The 16,235-nt window shown below is 59.3% G+C and carries 13 protein-coding genes, 3 tRNA genes and 2 pseudogenes; 3 read left to right on the top strand and 15 right to left on the bottom strand.

From position 1 onward, the window contains the following. Nucleotides 1–26: 26 nt before the first annotated feature. Nucleotides 27–349: pseudogene (locus AB4Z35_RS08710) on the bottom strand (lysis protein); the annotation flags it as partial. A 67-nt stretch (nucleotides 350–416) separates the two neighbouring features. Between AB4Z35_RS08710 and AB4Z35_RS08715 the strand changes: the two are divergent. Next, a complete protein-coding gene (locus AB4Z35_RS08715; RefSeq protein ID WP_442096689.1) occupies nucleotides 417–2,471 on the top strand; it encodes an acyltransferase family protein in 2,055 nt (684 codons plus the stop codon). Between the two features lie 174 nt (nucleotides 2,472–2,645). Here AB4Z35_RS08715 and AB4Z35_RS08720 read toward each other — a convergent pair whose 3' ends face one another. The 3 genes and pseudogenes from AB4Z35_RS08720 to AB4Z35_RS08730 all read right to left on the bottom strand — a co-directional run bounded on the left by AB4Z35_RS08720 (nucleotide 2,646) and on the right by AB4Z35_RS08730 (nucleotide 3,664). Beyond that, nucleotides 2,646–2,963, bottom strand: a complete 318-nt coding sequence (locus AB4Z35_RS08720; RefSeq protein ID WP_442096690.1) for a DUF2514 family protein — start codon at nucleotides 2,961–2,963, stop codon at nucleotides 2,646–2,648. Between the two features lie 60 nt (nucleotides 2,964–3,023). After that, nucleotides 3,024–3,374, bottom strand: a pseudogene (locus AB4Z35_RS08725) (glycoside hydrolase family 19 protein); the annotation flags it as partial. Beyond that, nucleotides 3,284–3,664 (bottom strand): tail fiber assembly protein, encoded by a 381-nt coding sequence (locus AB4Z35_RS08730; protein ID WP_442096781.1) that lies wholly within the window; start codon nucleotides 3,662–3,664, stop codon nucleotides 3,284–3,286. The gene AB4Z35_RS08730 and the pseudogene AB4Z35_RS08725, both read right to left, overlap by 91 nt. Here AB4Z35_RS08730 and AB4Z35_RS08735 point away from each other — a divergent pair. Beyond that, a complete protein-coding gene (locus tag AB4Z35_RS08735) occupies nucleotides 3,605–3,784 on the top strand; it encodes a hypothetical protein (RefSeq protein ID WP_442096785.1) in 180 nt (59 codons plus the stop codon). The genes AB4Z35_RS08730 and AB4Z35_RS08735 overlap by 60 nt on opposite strands. 91 nt (nucleotides 3,785–3,875) lie before the next feature. Here the strand turns inward: AB4Z35_RS08735 and AB4Z35_RS08740 are convergent. Then, a tRNA-Val gene (locus AB4Z35_RS08740) sits at nucleotides 3,876–3,952 on the bottom strand. Nucleotides 3,953–4,136: 184 nt separating this feature from the next. Here AB4Z35_RS08740 and AB4Z35_RS08745 point away from each other — a divergent pair. Next, entirely contained in the window at nucleotides 4,137–5,420 is a 1,284-nt protein-coding gene (locus AB4Z35_RS08745; RefSeq protein WP_007995106.1) for an NAD(P)/FAD-dependent oxidoreductase, read from the top strand. A gap of 132 nt (nucleotides 5,421–5,552) precedes the next feature. On the opposite strand, the gene AB4Z35_RS08750 is transcribed toward AB4Z35_RS08745, so the two are convergent. From AB4Z35_RS08750 to AB4Z35_RS08795, 10 genes are all read right to left on the bottom strand, one after another. After that, the gene (locus AB4Z35_RS08750) at nucleotides 5,553–6,524 is read right to left on the bottom strand and encodes an XdhC family protein (RefSeq protein ID WP_442096691.1); all 972 of its coding nucleotides are present in this window, start codon (nucleotides 6,522–6,524) and stop codon (nucleotides 5,553–5,555) included. Nucleotide 6,525: 1 nt separating this feature from the next. After that, the gene (locus tag AB4Z35_RS08755; protein WP_442096692.1) at nucleotides 6,526–7,764 is read right to left on the bottom strand and encodes a c-type cytochrome; all 1,239 of its coding nucleotides are present in this window, start codon (nucleotides 7,762–7,764) and stop codon (nucleotides 6,526–6,528) included. 2 nt (nucleotides 7,765–7,766) lie between these two features. Beyond that, nucleotides 7,767–8,306, bottom strand: a complete 540-nt coding sequence (locus AB4Z35_RS08760) for a (2Fe-2S)-binding protein (RefSeq protein ID WP_007982256.1) — start codon at nucleotides 8,304–8,306, stop codon at nucleotides 7,767–7,769. Beyond that, a complete protein-coding gene (locus tag AB4Z35_RS08765) occupies nucleotides 8,299–11,130 on the bottom strand; it encodes a xanthine dehydrogenase family protein molybdopterin-binding subunit (RefSeq protein WP_442096693.1) in 2,832 nt (943 codons plus the stop codon). The genes AB4Z35_RS08760 and AB4Z35_RS08765 overlap by 8 nt, the downstream gene beginning before the upstream one ends. 462 nt (nucleotides 11,131–11,592) lie before the next feature. Further along, nucleotides 11,593–11,669 (bottom strand) — tRNA-Asp (locus tag AB4Z35_RS08770). A 53-nt stretch (nucleotides 11,670–11,722) separates the two neighbouring features. Continuing rightward, nucleotides 11,723–11,798 (bottom strand) — tRNA-Val (locus tag AB4Z35_RS08775). A 232-nt stretch (nucleotides 11,799–12,030) separates the two neighbouring features. After that, the gene (locus AB4Z35_RS08780; protein WP_442096694.1) at nucleotides 12,031–12,807 is read right to left on the bottom strand and encodes an SDR family oxidoreductase; all 777 of its coding nucleotides are present in this window, start codon (nucleotides 12,805–12,807) and stop codon (nucleotides 12,031–12,033) included. After that, a complete protein-coding gene (locus AB4Z35_RS08785) occupies nucleotides 12,804–14,015 on the bottom strand; it encodes an O-succinylhomoserine sulfhydrylase (RefSeq protein ID WP_007995100.1) in 1,212 nt (403 codons plus the stop codon). Before AB4Z35_RS08785 ends, AB4Z35_RS08780 begins: the two co-directional genes overlap by 4 nt. Before the next feature lie 81 nt (nucleotides 14,016–14,096). Further along, on the bottom strand, nucleotides 14,097–15,602 hold the full coding sequence (purF, locus tag AB4Z35_RS08790) for an amidophosphoribosyltransferase (protein ID WP_007975670.1): 1,506 nt from the start codon (nucleotides 15,600–15,602) through the stop codon (nucleotides 14,097–14,099). Nucleotides 15,603–15,643: 41 nt separating this feature from the next. Beyond that, a complete protein-coding gene (locus AB4Z35_RS08795) occupies nucleotides 15,644–16,204 on the bottom strand; it encodes a CvpA family protein (RefSeq protein WP_007975669.1) in 561 nt (186 codons plus the stop codon). Between the last annotated feature and the right edge of the window lie 31 nt (nucleotides 16,205–16,235).

Here is a 16,235-nt window from a genome sequence, read left to right on the forward strand (position 1 = left end):
ATTCCCGCCCGGCAATCTCCGCGAACTCATTCGAAATGTGTAAGCGAGAGCGCATTGACGTAGGCCTGGCACGCCTGCAACGCAATCAGTCGCCGGTGTCGGTGATGGCGATAATTCGTTGAGCATGCGCTGGGTCAAGTTGGGCTCGTACGGCACCATGAACCACGCCGCCGGTTTCGGTACCGCCTGGCATTTCACTGCCACCAACTGAACCTTCGCCAAGGAGGACTGACAGCCGCAGATCAGCAGTGGCAAGGCGATCGCGCGAGCGAGACTGATTGGTTTGAATGTCGCTCAGTTCCTTGCGGCGGGTTTGGTCGCTGGCCGACCGCCGCTGCTCGGGTCCGAGCGTTTGTCGCGTAGGATACGCGCGCGCCAGCAACCGGCGAGATAATAAATATGGAGCACGAGCAACAATGACGTCTCTCGCCGAACCGGCCAGTTCGCTATTGACCAAAAATAAACACAGTACGAAATACCGGCCGGATATCGATGGTTTGCGCGCAATCGCCGTCCTGTCCGTGGTCGGGTTTCATGCGTTCCCCGCCTGGGTGACTGGCGGCTTTATCGGCGTAGATATCTTCTTCGTGATTTCCGGGTACCTGATCACGACGATTCTGCTTGAAGGCCTGGCACGCGGAACGTTCAGCATCCCCGACTTCTATACCCGACGCGTCAACCGAATCTTTCCCGCCCTGCTGACGGTGATGATCGCCAGCTACGCGTTCGGTTGGCTGACACTGTTCCCCGATGAGTTCCAGCAGCTCGGCAAACACATTGCTGGCGGCTCTGCCTTTATATCCAACCTGGTTCTGTGGAACGAAAGCGGGTACTTCGACACGTCGGCCGAGATAAAGCCGTTCCTGCATCTATGGTCATTGGGCATTGAAGAGCAGTACTACATCTTCTGGCCGGTGATCATGTGGGCCGCCTGGAAAAAACAGTTAAACCTGCTGACCATCGCGGTGTTGTTGCTCGGCGCGTCGTTCGCCCTGAACATGGAGTACATCAGGGAAAACCCTGCGTTCACCTTCTATATGCCTCAGACCCGTTGCTGGGAGCTGTTGATCGGCTCCGTGCTGGCCTACCTGTCGCTCTATAAAATCTCGGCATTTGATAAAGCCTTTAAGGCAGTTGACCAATTTTTAGCCGCGGTCATTCTCAAGCCGATTCCGGTAGAGAGCGGCCAGACAATCAGAAACGTCCTGTCCTTTATCGGGCTGGGTCTCATTGCCTACGGCCTGGCAACCATCACCAAGGACGACCAATTTCCCGGGTGGCGCGCAATTTTCCCAACGGTCGGTACGGCGTTGATTATCGCCGCCGGCTCGCGGTCATGGCTCAATCGCTCGATACTTTCCAACAAACTGATGGTGTGGGTTGGCCTGATCAGCTTCCCGCTATACCTGTGGCACTGGCCTCTTTTGGCATTCGCCCGCATCATTCAGAGCGATGTACCATCCCGAGAAATCAGAATTGCGGCCGTGTTCACCGCTATCATTTTAGCTTGGCTGACATATCGCTTTCTTGAGCGCCCTTTACGAAATAACCAAAGCAAGTTAAAAACACCTATTCTTGCTATCCTGATGGCGAGCATCGGAGGTGTGGGTTTTGCAACTTTCAATCTTGGTGGACTGCCTGAACGCGAGGCAGTCAAAGGCGCGGAAGAGTTCAATAGCCAATTTGTAGGGCCGATATGGAAATTCACCAAAAACGACACGTGTATAAATCGATACCAGTTTAAAGAAGCAGAGTCGTATGGCTGGTGGTTTTGCATTACAAATAGAGATGAAAAACCAACCCTGCTTTTATTAGGCAACAGCTACGCAAACCATTTGTATCCTGGGCTTGCGGCGGAAAACAAAATAAAAAATCAATCCATTCTCTCTATTGGTACCTGCCCACCGAACATGGGCAACCCTTCTGATGTAAATACGCCAACGACGATGGATCCGTGCTCTGGTTATCGGGCTTACCATCAGAAGCTCCTGATCAACAGCATCATTGAAAAAGACAAAACAATAAAATATGCAATTCTAGATGGCCTCGCCCCAAAGCCAGACGACAATGCAATTGCAACAACTGTAGAACGGATAAGCTATCTTGAAGGCAATGGAATTAAAGTCATAGTTTTTGTTCCTCACATTAAAGCAAATCATGACCTAAAAGGCTGCTTTTCTCGTCCACTTAAAAGTGGACCACCCTCTTGCGACGTTAGTCCACATGCAAGAGAAACAGCATTCAACGACTTCAAACCATTAGTCGACAAAGTTTCAAGCAAACACCCAGCCGTACTGTTTTTTGATCAGAATGAATTATTTTGCAACTTTCTTGGCTGCTCTTTTACAAGAAACGGGATGCCTCTATTTAGAGATGAATATAGTCATTACTCCGAGTACGCGAGTACAGAGCTAGCAAAATTGTTTGTGAAGTGGGCAGAAAAAAACGTACCAGGGATTTTAGAACAATAAATTAAGGCTACACATACAGGATGGGCTCGCAGAAGCCGGCTATTGAGTCGGCCTCTGCGTCACTTCACGCACGCAAGCCTGGCAGGCTGCCAAGGCGATCAATCCGTATTCGCCAGTGGTATTTTGATGTTCGCCGAGTGAAATGTAAGCCTGCTGACAGGTCAGTCCCCGGGCTCAGGCTTGGTCAGCAATCGCAGCCAGATCGCCCGCTCGTTGGTCAGCGCGTTTGAACACGTCGGCAAGGTTGTCGGCGGCGAGCTGCACGCCGCCAGCAGAAGCACGAGCGGCAGCAGCATCAGCCGTTGCTTGATCGATGATACGTTGCCCATCTTGAACCGCCTTGTTGATTGACTGTTGGCAGGCTTGCTCTTGGGCGCGCTCGGCGGCCTCATTGAGCACCCCCGCCTCGGCGTCCCGAGTGTCACGGGCATTCCATGCCGACTGCCACTTTTCATCCGTGACCGTCACGCCATGGTGGTATGCGCCGAACAACGCTCCGGCGACCAGAGCCAGTGCAGCTTATACAAGGAAGGATTCGCAGCAGGATGGAGTTCATGTCAGCACCTTCAGCGCAATGTTGTAGAAGGCCAGCCGCTCGGCATACCCGTTCAGGCCGCCATTGATACGCCGGGTGATCCCGTTGAAGTCTTTGGCGTCGGCCAAAGCGTTCAGATTTCGAGAATTCCAGAACCACGCCGCCGACTTGGCCGCCCACTCGGCCAGTTCCAACAATTCAGGAGTGCGCAACAGCCGGTCATCGCCAAACAGCGCCTTGCTGCCGGCTAAGTCATTGTCGTGCCCGGTGATTTGGATCAGGCTGCGCCCGCGATACTTCTGGCCGGCACCGTCAGCCTCCGGCGTGTTGCCCAGGCGTTTGGCCAGCGACCCGGTGTCGTACTTGGTTTGGCAACGGTGACATCAACCAACTTCAGCTCGCGGTAATACGCCTGCCAAGCCTTTGCGTTGAGAGTTTCGTCATCCGTGGCGTCGCCCAATTGCAACGAGACAAGAATGGGCGCCATGGCTTGGGAGGCCGCGACCAAAAAGGCCTGCCGCTGCGCTTCATTGAGTGCGGCGATTTCCTCGGGCGGTGTCTGATACGGGGTCTGGTGCGGCAAAAACAGTGCCGTCGTATGTCCACAGCCGAATACAGGAAGCTGCGTTACGCCGGCTGCAAGCCGAGTCTGCAACAATTGAAAAAATGGATAGAGGAAGGCGGTCACGCGGACGTGAAGATGACCGAGCACTACCAGGCAGGGCACAGCGATGACTCGGTGGTTTACATGAAGGTGAAAGCCGACCTGAAGGTGTAGCGCGGTGGTTGTTTGCCCAAACACGAGGCAACAAAAAAGGGCCCACCTTTCGGTGAGCCCTTCCAGACCGCCCAGCAGAGCGGATTTTGTTTGGTAGGCGCGATTGGACTCGAACCAACGACCCCCACCATGTCAAGGTGGTGCTCTAACCAACTGAGCTACGTGCCTGCTGTGAGGCGGCATTCTACGGAATTCCGGAGGGGTGTCAACACCTTTTTTCGAGCTAACCCTATGAATATGCAAAATATTTAATTTTGGCGGTACAAAGAAGATTTTCCGGGTGGCTGGCGGCCGATTTTCAACTCGGGTAGGATCAACGCACTCGTAAAATATATTAAACAGAGGCTGCAGGATGGCTAACACCCCCTACCCAGAATCCTATTACGCCGCATCGGCCAATGCGGTGCCGCCGCGCCCGGCGTTGCAGGATGACGTCGAGACCGATGTCTGTGTGATTGGCGCCGGTTATACGGGGCTGTCCTCTGCCCTGTTCCTGCTGGAGAACGGCTTCAAGGTCACGGTGCTCGAAGCCGCGAAGGTGGGTTTCGGGGCGTCCGGACGTAATGGCGGCCAGATCGTTAACAGCTATAGCCGCGATATCGATGTCATCGAACGCACGGTCGGCCCCAAGCAGGCTCAACTACTGGGGCAGATGGCGTTCGAGGGTGGGCGGATCATTCGTGAGCGGGTCGCCAGGTACAACATCCAGTGCGATCTGAAGGACGGTGGCGTGTTTGCCGCGATGACCGCCAAGCAGATGGGGCATCTCGAGTCCCAGAAGCGCCTGTGGGAGCGTTTCGGGCACACCCAGCTCGAGCTGATGGATCAACGTCGCATCCGCGAAGTGGTGGCGTGTGATCAGTACGTCGGCGGCATGCTGGACATGAGTGGAGGCCACATTCATCCGCTCAACCTGGCACTGGGTGAAGCGGCGGCCGTTGAATCCCTGGGCGGGACGATTTATGAGCAGTCGCCGGCCGTACGCATCGTACGCGGCGCCAACCCGGTTGTGCACACGCCACAGGGCAAGGTCAGAGCCAGGTTCATCATCGTCGCCGGCAACGCGTACCTCGGCAATCTGGTGCCGGAACTGGCCGCCAAGTCGATGCCTTGCGGCACTCAAGTGATTACCACGGAGCCACTGGGCGAAGAACTGGCGAAGACCCTGCTGCCTCAGGATTACTGTGTCGAAGACTGTAATTACTTGCTCGACTACTACCGCCTCAGCGGCGACAAGCGCCTGATTTTCGGTGGTGGCGTGGTGTACGGCGCGCGGGATCCGGCGAACATCGAAGCGATCATCCGGCCGAAGATGCTCAAGGCCTTCCCGCAGCTCAAGGACGTGAAGATCGATTACGCGTGGACGGGCAACTTCCTGCTGACCCTGTCGCGTCTGCCTCAGGTCGGTCGCCTGGGCGACAACATTTACTACTCCCAGGGCTGCAGCGGCCACGGCGTGACCTACACGCACCTGGCGGGCAAGGTGCTGGCCGAAGCGCTGCGCGGCCAGGCCGAGCGTTTTGACGCGTTTGCCGACCTGCCCCACTACCCGTTCCCCGGCGGACAAATGCTGCGCACACCGTTTGCGGCATTGGGTGCGTGGTATTACGGATTGCGGGACAGGTTCGGGTACTAAGCAGTACGCAATACATTGTGGGAGCGAGCCTGCTCGCGATGGCGGACTGGCAGGCGACATCTACGCTGGACGTGCCGGCCTCATCGTCGGATCGCCGCCCGGAGCAGGCTCGCTCCCACAAAGGGAGTGCTGTTACAGCCGGTCCCGTGGGATACCGCTGCGAATCCGCAGTATGTCGGCCAGCACCGCCAACGCAATTTCCGCTGGTGTCTTGCTGCCCAGGTTCAGCCCGATTGGCGCATGGATCCGCCCCAACTCGACATCCCCCAGACCACCGATGCGCCGCAAGCGCTCGAAGCGCTTATGCGAGGTCTGCATAGAGCCCATCACACCGATATAGAACGCCTCGGTGCGCACCGCCTCCATCATCGCCAGGTCATCGATACGTGGATCGTGGGTCAACGCCACTACCGCCGTATCGCTGTGACAACCACCATCAGCGATGAACACAGACGGCAGTTGGCGGCGAATCTCCACGTTTTCCAGCACGACGCCCTCCAGCACTTCGTCCCGCGGGTCGCACAGAATCACCTCGAATCCCAGGCCCACGGCAAACTCCGCACAGGCCTGAGCGACACTGGAATACCCCGCCAGCAGCAAGCGCTGGGCCGCGCCGACGCGCACACGCACCCGGTCGATTTCACGCTCGATTCGCACACCCTGCTCACGATCATCGAACAGACTGCGCGCACCGCTGAGCAGATCAACTTCGCGGATCAACCGACGCCGGCCTAACAGTGCCGACTCCAGCTCCCGCAGATGCGCTTGCACCTCGCAATCAGCGTCAAGCTTCTCGACCAGCACATCCAGCACCCCACCACACGGCAGGCTGACGCGGGAGCGTGGATCGTCGCCCTCACCGTAACGAACAACGCTGACCGGCTCCATAAACGCGCCCTCGGCGACTCGCTCGAGAAAGTCTTCCTCGACACAGCCACCAGACAGCGAGCCAATCCATTGCCCATCCGTGTTCACCGCCAATAGCGACCCCGGTGCGCGCGGTGCCGAGCCGTAAGTGGCCAGCACCGTACACAGCCAGATGCGCTGACCGGCCGTCGACCACTCCAGCGCCCTGCGTATCACTTGCAGATCGAGATGCTGCATATCAGTGGGCCTTGTGCTCGAGCGGCGGCGCATCGGCCCGCAACTTCTGCACGTCATTCACCGCCAGATCATTCGGCTGACCGCCCCAGCCCTGACGCAGGTAGTTCAGCAGATCCGTGAGTTGCCCGTCGCTCAATTTCCTGGCGAACCCTGGCATCGGTTGCATGTGCTCGAACCCGGAGAACTTCTGCTCACCGATACCGTCGTCGATCACCCGCACCAGGTTGCGCGGATCTTCCAGGCGCAACGTGGTGTTGCCACGCATGGCCACGGCGATGTGCGGCTTGCCTTCGCCATCTGGAGCGTGGCAACCGGCGCAGACATTCAAATATTCCTGACGACCACGCTGGGCACTTGGGCTCAGTTTGTCCAACGGCACTTCGGTGAGCACTTTCGCCGCTGGCGGCTGATCGCCGAGCAGGAAGGTCGCCATCGCCGCCAGATCCGGATCGCTGAGGCCCTGAGTGCTGTTGTGGAAGACCGGGAACATCTCGTTGAACATCGTGCCCTGGGCGCTCATGCCGTGCTTGAGGAACGAGCTCAGGTCCTGATGGCTCCAGCCACGAGCCGCCAGGTCAGTGGCCAGCAGGCTCGGCGCCAGATAACCGTTGAGCAGCCCGCCGGTCATGCGCTTGTCTTGTTGCATCGCACCCGGCAAGCCGCGCGGCGTATGGCATTCGCCACAGTGACCCAGCACATCGACCATGTATTGGCCGCGCTTCCAGGCCTCGCTTTTACCTTCAGCCGGCTCCAGCTTCACGTCCTTGCCGTACATCATGTTCCAGCCCATCAGGCCCAGGCGCACGTTAAACGGGAAGCTCAGACTGGTGACCGGCGCTGCACGCTCGATCGGCTCGACGGTTTTCAGGTAGGCATGAATCGCGTCGGAATCTGCGCGCGGCATCAGGTGATACGAGGTGTAGGGCATCGCCGGGTACAGGTTCGAGCCATCGCGGCGCTTGCCTTCGGTCAGCGCGGCAAAGAACTCGTCATCGCTGTACAGGCCGATACCGTGCTCTTTACTCGGGGTGATGTTGGTGCCGTAGATCGTGCCGAACGGCGACACGATCGGCAGACCGCCGGCATAGGGCGCACCACCCGGCACGGTGTGGCACGCCATGCAGTCGGCGGCGCGGGCGAGGTATTGGCCTTGCTTGACCTGTGCATCATCGGCGTGGGCCAGCAACACAGGCGCAGCCAGACCAACCGCCAACGCCAGGCGGCTAAGTAGAAGCTTCATGCTTAACCCTCCTTGACCAGGCCGAGATCGGTCAGCACGTTGCGCGTGGCGCTGTAGTAGCGCACGTACCCGGTGCAACGGCAGATGTGATGACCGAGGCTGTCCTCGATGACTTTTTCCAGCTGGCTTTTGACGATCGGCTGACGCTGCAGTTTTTCCACCAGCACGGTCGCGGCATTGACGAAGCCCGGTGCGCAGTAGCTGCACTGGAAGGCGAATTCATCGACGAAGCGCTGCTGGATCGGATTCAGCTCGGTGACCTTGCCCTGCTCGTCGCGGGTCGCATGGCCTTCGATGGTCCGAACCTTCTTGCCTTCGAAATAGTGCGCGCCGGTGATGCAGGTGCGCACTTCTTCGCTGGTGCCGTCAGGGTTGTCGACGATCACCACGCAGGCGTGACAGATGCCCTGGCCGCAGCCCAGGCGCGAACCGGTGAGGTTCTTGTATTCGTGCAGGTAGTCGATCATCGGCAGGTCATCAGGGATGTCCACCGGGCCGACGGATTGACCGTTGAGGGTCAGTTGAAGCGGACGGTTAGCCATTGAGGGCCTCCTTGATGCGTGCAGAAGTGATAGGCAGGTCGCGGACACGTTTACCGATGGCATGGGCCACGGCGTTGCCGATGGCGCCAACCACCGGGATCATCACCACTTCGGCGATACCCTTGGACGGGTCGCTTGGCGACAATGGCGGCAGGATGTCCGCTGTCTGTTTCCACACCGCAACGTGCCGCGCCATCGGCAGGCGGTAACGGTTGAAGTTCCAGTCACCCTCCCCCGGCCCGCCTTCGTACAGCGGCATTTCTTCCATCAGCGCATGGCCGATGCCCATGGCGATACCGCCTTCGAGCTGGCCCCTGACCAGCTCTTCCACCAACACCCGACCACACTCGACCCACGAATGGTGGTTGAGCACCGAGACTTCCGCCGAGCCTTTGTTGACCTTCACTTCCACCAGCGTCGCCACCGGGCTGTAGTAAGTCACCGCCGCGTTGTTCAACTGGGTTGCCGGGTAGGCGATGTTCTGCCGATCCAGCAGATGGAAACCGGTGCTGTTCATCTGCGCCTTCTTCGCCTTCGGTGCACCGTCGCCGTACTTCACAGCTAAGCCGTCGAGCGGCAAGCGCTCACGCACGCCGTCGATGCTGAACTCGGCCTCGGCCCAACTCCAGCGGTTGAAACCATGCACGGTGGCGCCGCTCACCAGGCCACGCTCGTGAACGCGCTTGGCCAGCACGGCGAATGGCAGTGGCTCCATACCGTTGGCCGTAAGTTTGCCGTCGACCCAATGGGCGTCTTCGCGGCGCACCACATAAGGGTTGGCCTGGCCGCCGTAAGGGCCTTGGCGCCAGATCTCCAGCGCCGCCGGCCACAGGCCGTGGTTGAACAGCACGCGGGCCGCTTCACGGGTGGCGTGGCTGAAGTAATACGCCGAGTTGGTTGCCGACGAAGCCGAAGCGACTTTGCCGACCCAGCGTGGATTGCGCAGGAAATTGTCCTGCTCGGCCTGACTCATGATGTACGGGTTGCCGCCACTGATCAGCTGCAACTCTTTCCATTCGGTTTCGCCGGTCTTCACTTCGTGGGCCGGAATACCGAGGAAATCGGCCACGACCATGGCCTGCGAGGTCGACATGCCGGTGCCGATCTCGATACCGATGTGGCGCAGGCTGATGCGACCTTCGGCAGTGAATTCAATGCTGGCCATCGGCGCTTCGGAACCGGTGCCGAAGTCTTTCTGGCAGATGGCGAAACCCACCCCGTACCAGTTGTCCGGATCGGCAGCTTCGCGTTGTTTCTTGATCGCGTCGCGGTTTTTCCAGACCTCGTGGGCAGCCGCCTTGTCGAGAATCTCGTGCAGGCGCAGGGCACCGGCCGGGATCGCGCCCTGGGTGTTTTTCATGCCCGAGCGCAGCGCGTTCTTGCGGCGCAGCTCAATGGCATCGATACCGAGGCGATCGGCGATTTCGTCGACCATCATTTCAGTCGAGGCCATGCTTTGCAGGGTGCCGTAACCACGCATCGACCCGGCCTCCACTGCGCGGGAGTGATAGGCCGTGACCTGCAGATCGTTCTGCGGCATGTAGTAGATCGATTGCGCTGCCGTGGCGCCCACCGCAGCCACCGACGGGCTGTAGTTGATTCGCCCGCCACCGTCGACGCTCATTTCAGCGCGGAAGATCTTGAAGCTGTGGTCGTTCTTGTCCACCGCCAATTGGTAGCGAATGTCGAACGGGTGACGCTTGATGCCACTCTGGAACTGCTCGTAGCGGTCGTTGGCCAGGCGCACCGGCACACCCGCTCCGTACAACGCCGCCAACGCTGCGTAATAGACGAAAATGTTGTGGTCTTTGGAGCCGTAACCGACGGTATAACCCGGGTGCATGTTCAGGTTGGCCAGGCCGAAACGCGACGGCGCGATCATCTTCGCGGTTTCGGTCGCCGCTTCCAGCGGACACTGGGTGGCGACGACGAAATGCAGGGTCTTGGTGGCCGGGTCGTACCAGCCGTTGCCGTTGTCCGGCTCCATGGCGGCCGGTTCGATCGACGGGGTCTTGTAGCGCTCGTCGAACACCAGCCAGTTGTCCGGCGGCGTATCGATCTGCTGCTTCATGCGCTCGGCGTAAAACAACCCGCGCTCGGTCAGGTTGCCGTGCAGGTTGGGTTGGGAGTTCCACACCGGACGACGGTTTTTCAGCATCGGGAACAGGATCGAGTCCTTGAGGCTGGCGAACTCATCTTCATCCGCCGAGGTCGCACCGCCGACGCGCACATAGCGGAAGCTGCCGTACGGATCGCCTTCGTAGAACGGTACCTGGGCACCGTAACGAATCGCCTTGTCATTGAACTTGAGCTTGCTCTTGGCCTGACGGAAACGCTCGAAATCGTTCCAGATCAGGATCGCCACGGGGTGCCCGATGAACATCGGCACCTTGCCGGCCGGCAGCAGTGGATCGGGCGCGTGCTCCTCAGGGAACACGATACCGTCCTTGACCAGGTCTTCGGCGGTAACGATGCGGTCCGGCTGCAGCTCGGCACCGAGCCATGACAGGTCAATGCCTGCAAAGATGTGGTCAGCCTTGATGGTTTTCAGCAACATGGCGTGGCCTTGCTGCTGCGGCCAGCCCGGCATGTCCTTGGCACGGATGTCACGGGCAAAGACCTTGCTGCCGCAAACCTTGGACAAGGCATCGTTACGGGCGCGCGCCTTGCCATTGTTGCCGAGCCACTGCTCGGACGGCACGGTCACGCTGTTTTCCATCAAGGCGGCCAGCGCCTGGCTGCTCAACGGCGTGAGCGTCACGCTCACGCCCGCTACCAGCCCGCCCTGAAGGAACGAGCGCCGGGATATATCACGGTTGGACATGGATCATCCTCTGGGCGGTTATGGGGTCCGCCCTTCTGGTTATGTACTGGAAAATCTCGAGTCTTGCAGAAGCCCCTTTTGACGATACAAAGGGCTGTTGTTGACAGTGCAAAGCTGACCGAAAGGTTAAGTTTATAGGCTTATGGCCTGACGGAAAACTAAAAACTGACCAGCAAATCAAAAAAACGCGACTATTCGACGCAGCACATTAAGAGTAGCCGTGAATTTCGGTAGCGTGAGGCTGGAGGGGTGCCGCTGGACGACGGCGTCGTCAGCGTCCGATAGGCCATTCCGGCAACGAGGCATGCAGAAAGGTCCACCAGGAACAAGGCGAGAGGAGAAAACCTGAATACCAGAAACAAAAAACCCCGGTCTTTCGACCAGGGTTTTTGCTATCGACTCGAAGTAAACCAGCGGCTTTCTTCGTAGCTCCAAGGCGTTCAGTGGGCCTCGGGGCAGATATGGCGCAGCGGACGGGACTCGAACCCGCGACCCCCGGCGTGACAGGCCGGTATTCTAACCGACTGAACTACCGCTGCGCGTCGGTGGAGGCATTTCAGCCTACCTCTTGCTTTCGCAAGTATCTCGGGAGTGGTGGGTGATGACGGGATCGAACCGCCGACATTCTGCTTGTAAGGCAGACGCTCTCCCAGCTGAGCTAATCACCCGTTTGCATCTCCGAGGCCGCGAAATTTACGCAGGTAGAGAACCTAAGTCAATACCCTGCTTGAAGTTTTTCTGAAAAAGACAAAATTGTGTCATTCACAACAGGATCTGCAACTGTCAGACCGCTATCGCGAGCAGGCTCGCTCCCACAGTGGATCGCGTTTCAATGTGGGAGCGAGCCTGCTCGCGAAGACGGCAGCACATGCAACATCAATATCTGCATGCCAATCCGATCTACTCGCTGTAAATCATCTTCTTGGTCATGCCGCCATCGACCACGAATTCCTGGCCAGTGACAAACCCGGCATTCCTCGACAGCAGCCAGGCCACCATCGCCGCGACATCCTCGACCGTCCCCACCCTGCCCGCCGGATGCTGGGCATGATCGGCCTCGGTCAAGGGTTCGGCACGTCGCACCGAGGGGTCGCGCGCATCGATCCAGCCAGGGCTGACGGCATTGACCCGGATCTCCGGGCCAAGACTGATGGCCAGCGCATGAGTCAGGGCCAACAAACCGCCCTTGCTCGCCGCATAAGCCTCCGAATCAGGCTCCGACTGCGCGGCGCGGGTCGAGGCCAGATTGACGATGGCGCCGCTGTGAGCGCGCAGGTATGGCGCACAGTGCTTGGCCAGCAACATCGGCCCACTGAGGTTCACCGCCAACACCCGATTCCAGTGAGCCAGATCGAGGCTTTCCAGGGTGATGTTGTGCGGATCGGCAATCGCTGCGTTGCATACCAGCGCATCCAGGCGCCCGAACTGGCCGAGCACCTCGGCCACGCCCAGCGCAACCTGCCCCTCGCTGGAGACATCCATGGCGATGAACCAGGCGTTGTCGCCCAGCACTTTCGCCACTTTCGAACCGCGCTCCCGGTCCAGATCCGTCAGCACGACTTGCCAGCCTTCGCTGATCAGCCAGGCCGAGATCCCCAGACCAATGCCTCGCGCAGCACCGGTTACCAGCGCTACGCGGCCATTTGAGCCGGTGGTCGGCGCAGACAACTCGATCACAACGCAGCCAGGCCGCGCGCCAGATCGGCTTGCAGGTCCGCCACGTCTTCCAGACCGACCGCAACGCGGATCAGACTGTCACGAATGCCCGCCGCTTCACGCTCTTGCGGCGCCAGACGACCATGGGACGTGGTGCTCGGATGCGTGATGGTGGTCTTGCTGTCGCCCAGGTTGGCGGTAATCGAAATCAGGCGTGTGGCATCGATAAAGCGCCAGGCGCCCTCTTTGCCGCCCTTCACCTCAAAACTGACGACAGCACCGAAACCCTTCTGCTGGCGCAGCGCCAGCTCGTGCTGCGGATGGCTCTTGAGGCCGGCGTAATGGACTTTCTCGATACCTTCCTGCTGCTCCAGCCACTCGGCCAGTTGCTGGGCGTTGGCGCAATGCGCCTTCATGCGCAGGTTCAGGGTTTCCAGGCCCTTGAGGAAGATCCAGGCGTTGAACGGGCTCAAGGTCGGCCCGGCGGTACGCAGGAAACCAACCACTTCCTTCATCTGCTCGCTGCGGCCAGCGACCACGCCACCCATGCAACGGCCCTGGCCGTCGATGAACTTGGTGGCCGAGTGCACGACGATGTCCGCGCCCATTTTCAGCGGCTGCTGCAAGGCCGGGGTGCAGAAGCAGTTGTCGACCACCAGCATCGCGCCTTTGGCGTGCGCGATTTTCGCCAGTTCAGCGATATCCACCAACTCGGCCAGCGGGTTGGACGGCGACTCGACGAACAGCAGTTTGGTGTTGGGCTTGATCGCCGCGTCCCAACCGGACAGATCCGCCAGGGCAACGTAATCAACTTCGATGCCGAAACGCTTGAAGTACTTTTCGAACAGGCTGATGGTCGAGCCGAATACGCTGCGCGACACCAGCACATGATCACCGGCGCTGCACAGGCTCATCACCACGGCCATGATGGCCGCCATGCCGGTGGCCGTGGCCACGGCTTGCTCGGCGCTTTCCAGCGCGGCGATGCGCTCTTCGAAGGCGCGTACGGTCGGGTTGGTGTAGCGCGAGTAAACGTTGCCCGGTACTTCGCCAGCGAAGCGCGCAGCGGCGTCGGCGGCGGTACGGAATACATAGCTGGAGGTGAAGAACATCGGATCACCGTGCTCGCCTTCCGGCGTGCGGTGCTGACCGGCACGTACGGCCAGGGTATCGAACGCTACACCTTCGAGGTCGCTGTCCAGCCGACCGGCATCCCATTCCTGACTCATGCTGTCACTCCTTGCCCTGCTCTTGATAGATAAAAGTCTTTTTGCCAGATACAAAACCGGCCCCTCAGGGCCGGTAGAAACTCAGTTGTTGTACAGATCGATGATCGCACTGACTGCCTGCGTCTTGACCTTGGAGGCATCGTTGCGTGCCTGTTCGATCTTGTTCAGGTAAGCCTCGTCGACGTCGCCGGTGACGTACTGGCCGTCGAACACCGCACAATCGAACTTGTCGATCTTGATCTTGCCGCCACCGACGGCTTCGATCAAGTCAGGCAAATCCTGATAGATCAACCAGTCGGCGCCGATCAGGTCAGCCACGTCCTGGGTCGAACGGTTGTGCGCGATCAGCTCGTGAGCGCTTGGCATGTCGATGCCGTAGACGTTCGGGTAGCGAACCGCTGGTGCCGCGGAGCAGAAGTAGACGTTCTTGGCGCCGGCTTCGCGGGCCATCTGGATGATCTGCTTGCACGTGGTGCCGCGAACGATGGAGTCGTCCACCAGCATCACGTTCTTGCCGCGAAATTCCAGCTCGATGGCGTTGAGTTTCTGGCGTACGGATTTTTTCCGCGCGGCCTGGCCTGGCATGATGAAGGTCCGGCCGATGTAGCGGTTCTTCACGAAGCCTTCGCGGAACTTCACGCCCAGGTGGTTCGCCAGCTCCAGCGCCGCGGTGCGGCTGGTGTCCGGGATCGGGATGACCACGTCGATGTCGTGATCCGGACGCTCGCGCAGGATCTTCTCGGCCAGTTTTTCACCCATGCGCAGACGGGCCTTGTAGACCGACACGCCATCGATGATCGAATCCGGACGCGCCAGGTAGACGTGTTCGAAGATGCACGGGGTCAGGGACGGGTTGGTCGCGCACTGACGGGTGTACAGCTTGCCCTCTTCAGTGATGTAGACCGCTTCGCCGGGTGCCAGGTCGCGAATCAGGGTGAAGCCGAGCACGTCCAGGGAAACGCTTTCCGAGGCGATCATGTACTCGACGCCTTCGTCGGTGTGGCGCTGACCGAAAACGATCGGGCGAATGCCATGCGGGTCGCGGAAGCCGACAATGCCGTAGCCAGTGATCATCGCCACGACGGCATAACCACCGACGCAACGGTTGTGCACGTCAGTGACGGCGGCAAACACATCTTCTTCGGTCGGCTGCAACTTGCCGCGCTGGGCCAGTTCGTGCGCGAACACGTTGAGCAGCACTTCCGAGTCGGAACTGGTGTTGACGTGGCGCAGGTCAGATTCGTAAATCTCCTTGGCCAGTTGTTCAACGTTGGTCAGGTTACCGTTGTGCGCCAGGGTGATGCCGTAAGGCGAGTTGACGTAAAACGGTTGAGCTTCGGCCGATGTCGAGCTGCCCGCGGTTGGATAACGCACATGGCCAATGCCCATGTGACCGACCAGACGCTGCATGTGACGCTGCTGGAACACGTCACGCACCAGACCGTTGTCCTTGCGCAGGAATAACCGGCCATCATGGCTGGTCACGATACCGGCAGCGTCCTGGCCGCGGTGCTGGAGGACGGTTAGCGCGTCATACAGCGCCTGATTGACGTTCGACTTACCGACGATACCGACGATGCCACACATGCGACGCAACCCCTACTTAATGGATCTGAACTGAGCACTACTCACTGAGGCGTTTTGGCCATCGGCAAGAGTTGCTCCTTGAACGGAATATCAGCGGGTACGCTGATTCCGCTGGCAAGCCACTGACTGCTCCACCCAAGTATCAGGTTTTTGGACCAGTCTGCGACCAATAGAAATTTTGGCACGAGCTGTGACTCTTTCCACCACCCGTCCTGCTGTACCGGCCCCAGGCTCAACAGCCCGACGGCGATGACCACCAGCAACCCGCCACGCGCGGCGCCGAAGGCCATGCCGAGGAATCGGTCGGTCCCGGAGAGCCCGGTGACGCGAACCAGTTCGCCGATAAGATAATTGATCATTGCGCCCACGATTAAAGTGGCGACAAACATGATGGCACAGCCCGTGATTATACGAGCCGACGGCGTTTGAATGTACCCGCCGAGGTACTCGGACAGTGAGCCACCGAACATCCAGGCTACGACTCCTGCGATGATCCAGGTCAGCAGCGACAGTGCTTCTTTGACGAAGCCGCGGCTCAGACTGATCAATGCGGAGATGGCGACGATTGCTACGATCGCCCAGTCAACCCAGGTAAATGGCACAGTGCAGCCTACAGACGGATAAGGCGGCGCA

It is taken from the genome of Pseudomonas sp. KB_15 (genome assembly GCF_052114525.1).
In the GTDB taxonomy this organism is placed as follows: Bacteria; Pseudomonadota; Gammaproteobacteria; order Pseudomonadales; family Pseudomonadaceae; genus Aquipseudomonas.

Excerpts from the sequence above, each read along its gene's own strand:
- AB4Z35_RS08715 (WP_442096689.1), top strand. The coding sequence starts at position 417 with ATGACGTCTCTCGCCGAACCGGCCAGTTCGCTATTGACCAAAAATAAA.
- AB4Z35_RS08735 (WP_442096785.1), top strand. The coding sequence starts at position 3,605 with ATGTCCACAGCCGAATACAGGAAGCTGCGTTACGCCGGCTGCAAGCCG.
- AB4Z35_RS08745 (WP_007995106.1), top strand. The coding sequence starts at position 4,137 with ATGGCTAACACCCCCTACCCAGAATCCTATTACGCCGCATCGGCCAAT.
- AB4Z35_RS08750 (WP_442096691.1), bottom strand. The coding sequence starts at position 6,524 with ATGCAGCATCTCGATCTGCAAGTGATACGCAGGGCGCTGGAGTGGTCG.
- AB4Z35_RS08755 (WP_442096692.1), bottom strand. The coding sequence starts at position 7,764 with ATGAAGCTTCTACTTAGCCGCCTGGCGTTGGCGGTTGGTCTGGCTGCG.
- AB4Z35_RS08760 (WP_007982256.1), bottom strand. The coding sequence starts at position 8,306 with ATGGCTAACCGTCCGCTTCAACTGACCCTCAACGGTCAATCCGTCGGC.
- AB4Z35_RS08765 (WP_442096693.1), bottom strand. The coding sequence starts at position 11,130 with ATGTCCAACCGTGATATATCCCGGCGCTCGTTCCTTCAGGGCGGGCTG.
- AB4Z35_RS08785 (WP_007995100.1), bottom strand. The coding sequence starts at position 14,015 with ATGAGTCAGGAATGGGATGCCGGTCGGCTGGACAGCGACCTCGAAGGT.
- purF (WP_007975670.1), bottom strand. The coding sequence starts at position 15,602 with ATGTGTGGCATCGTCGGTATCGTCGGTAAGTCGAACGTCAATCAGGCG.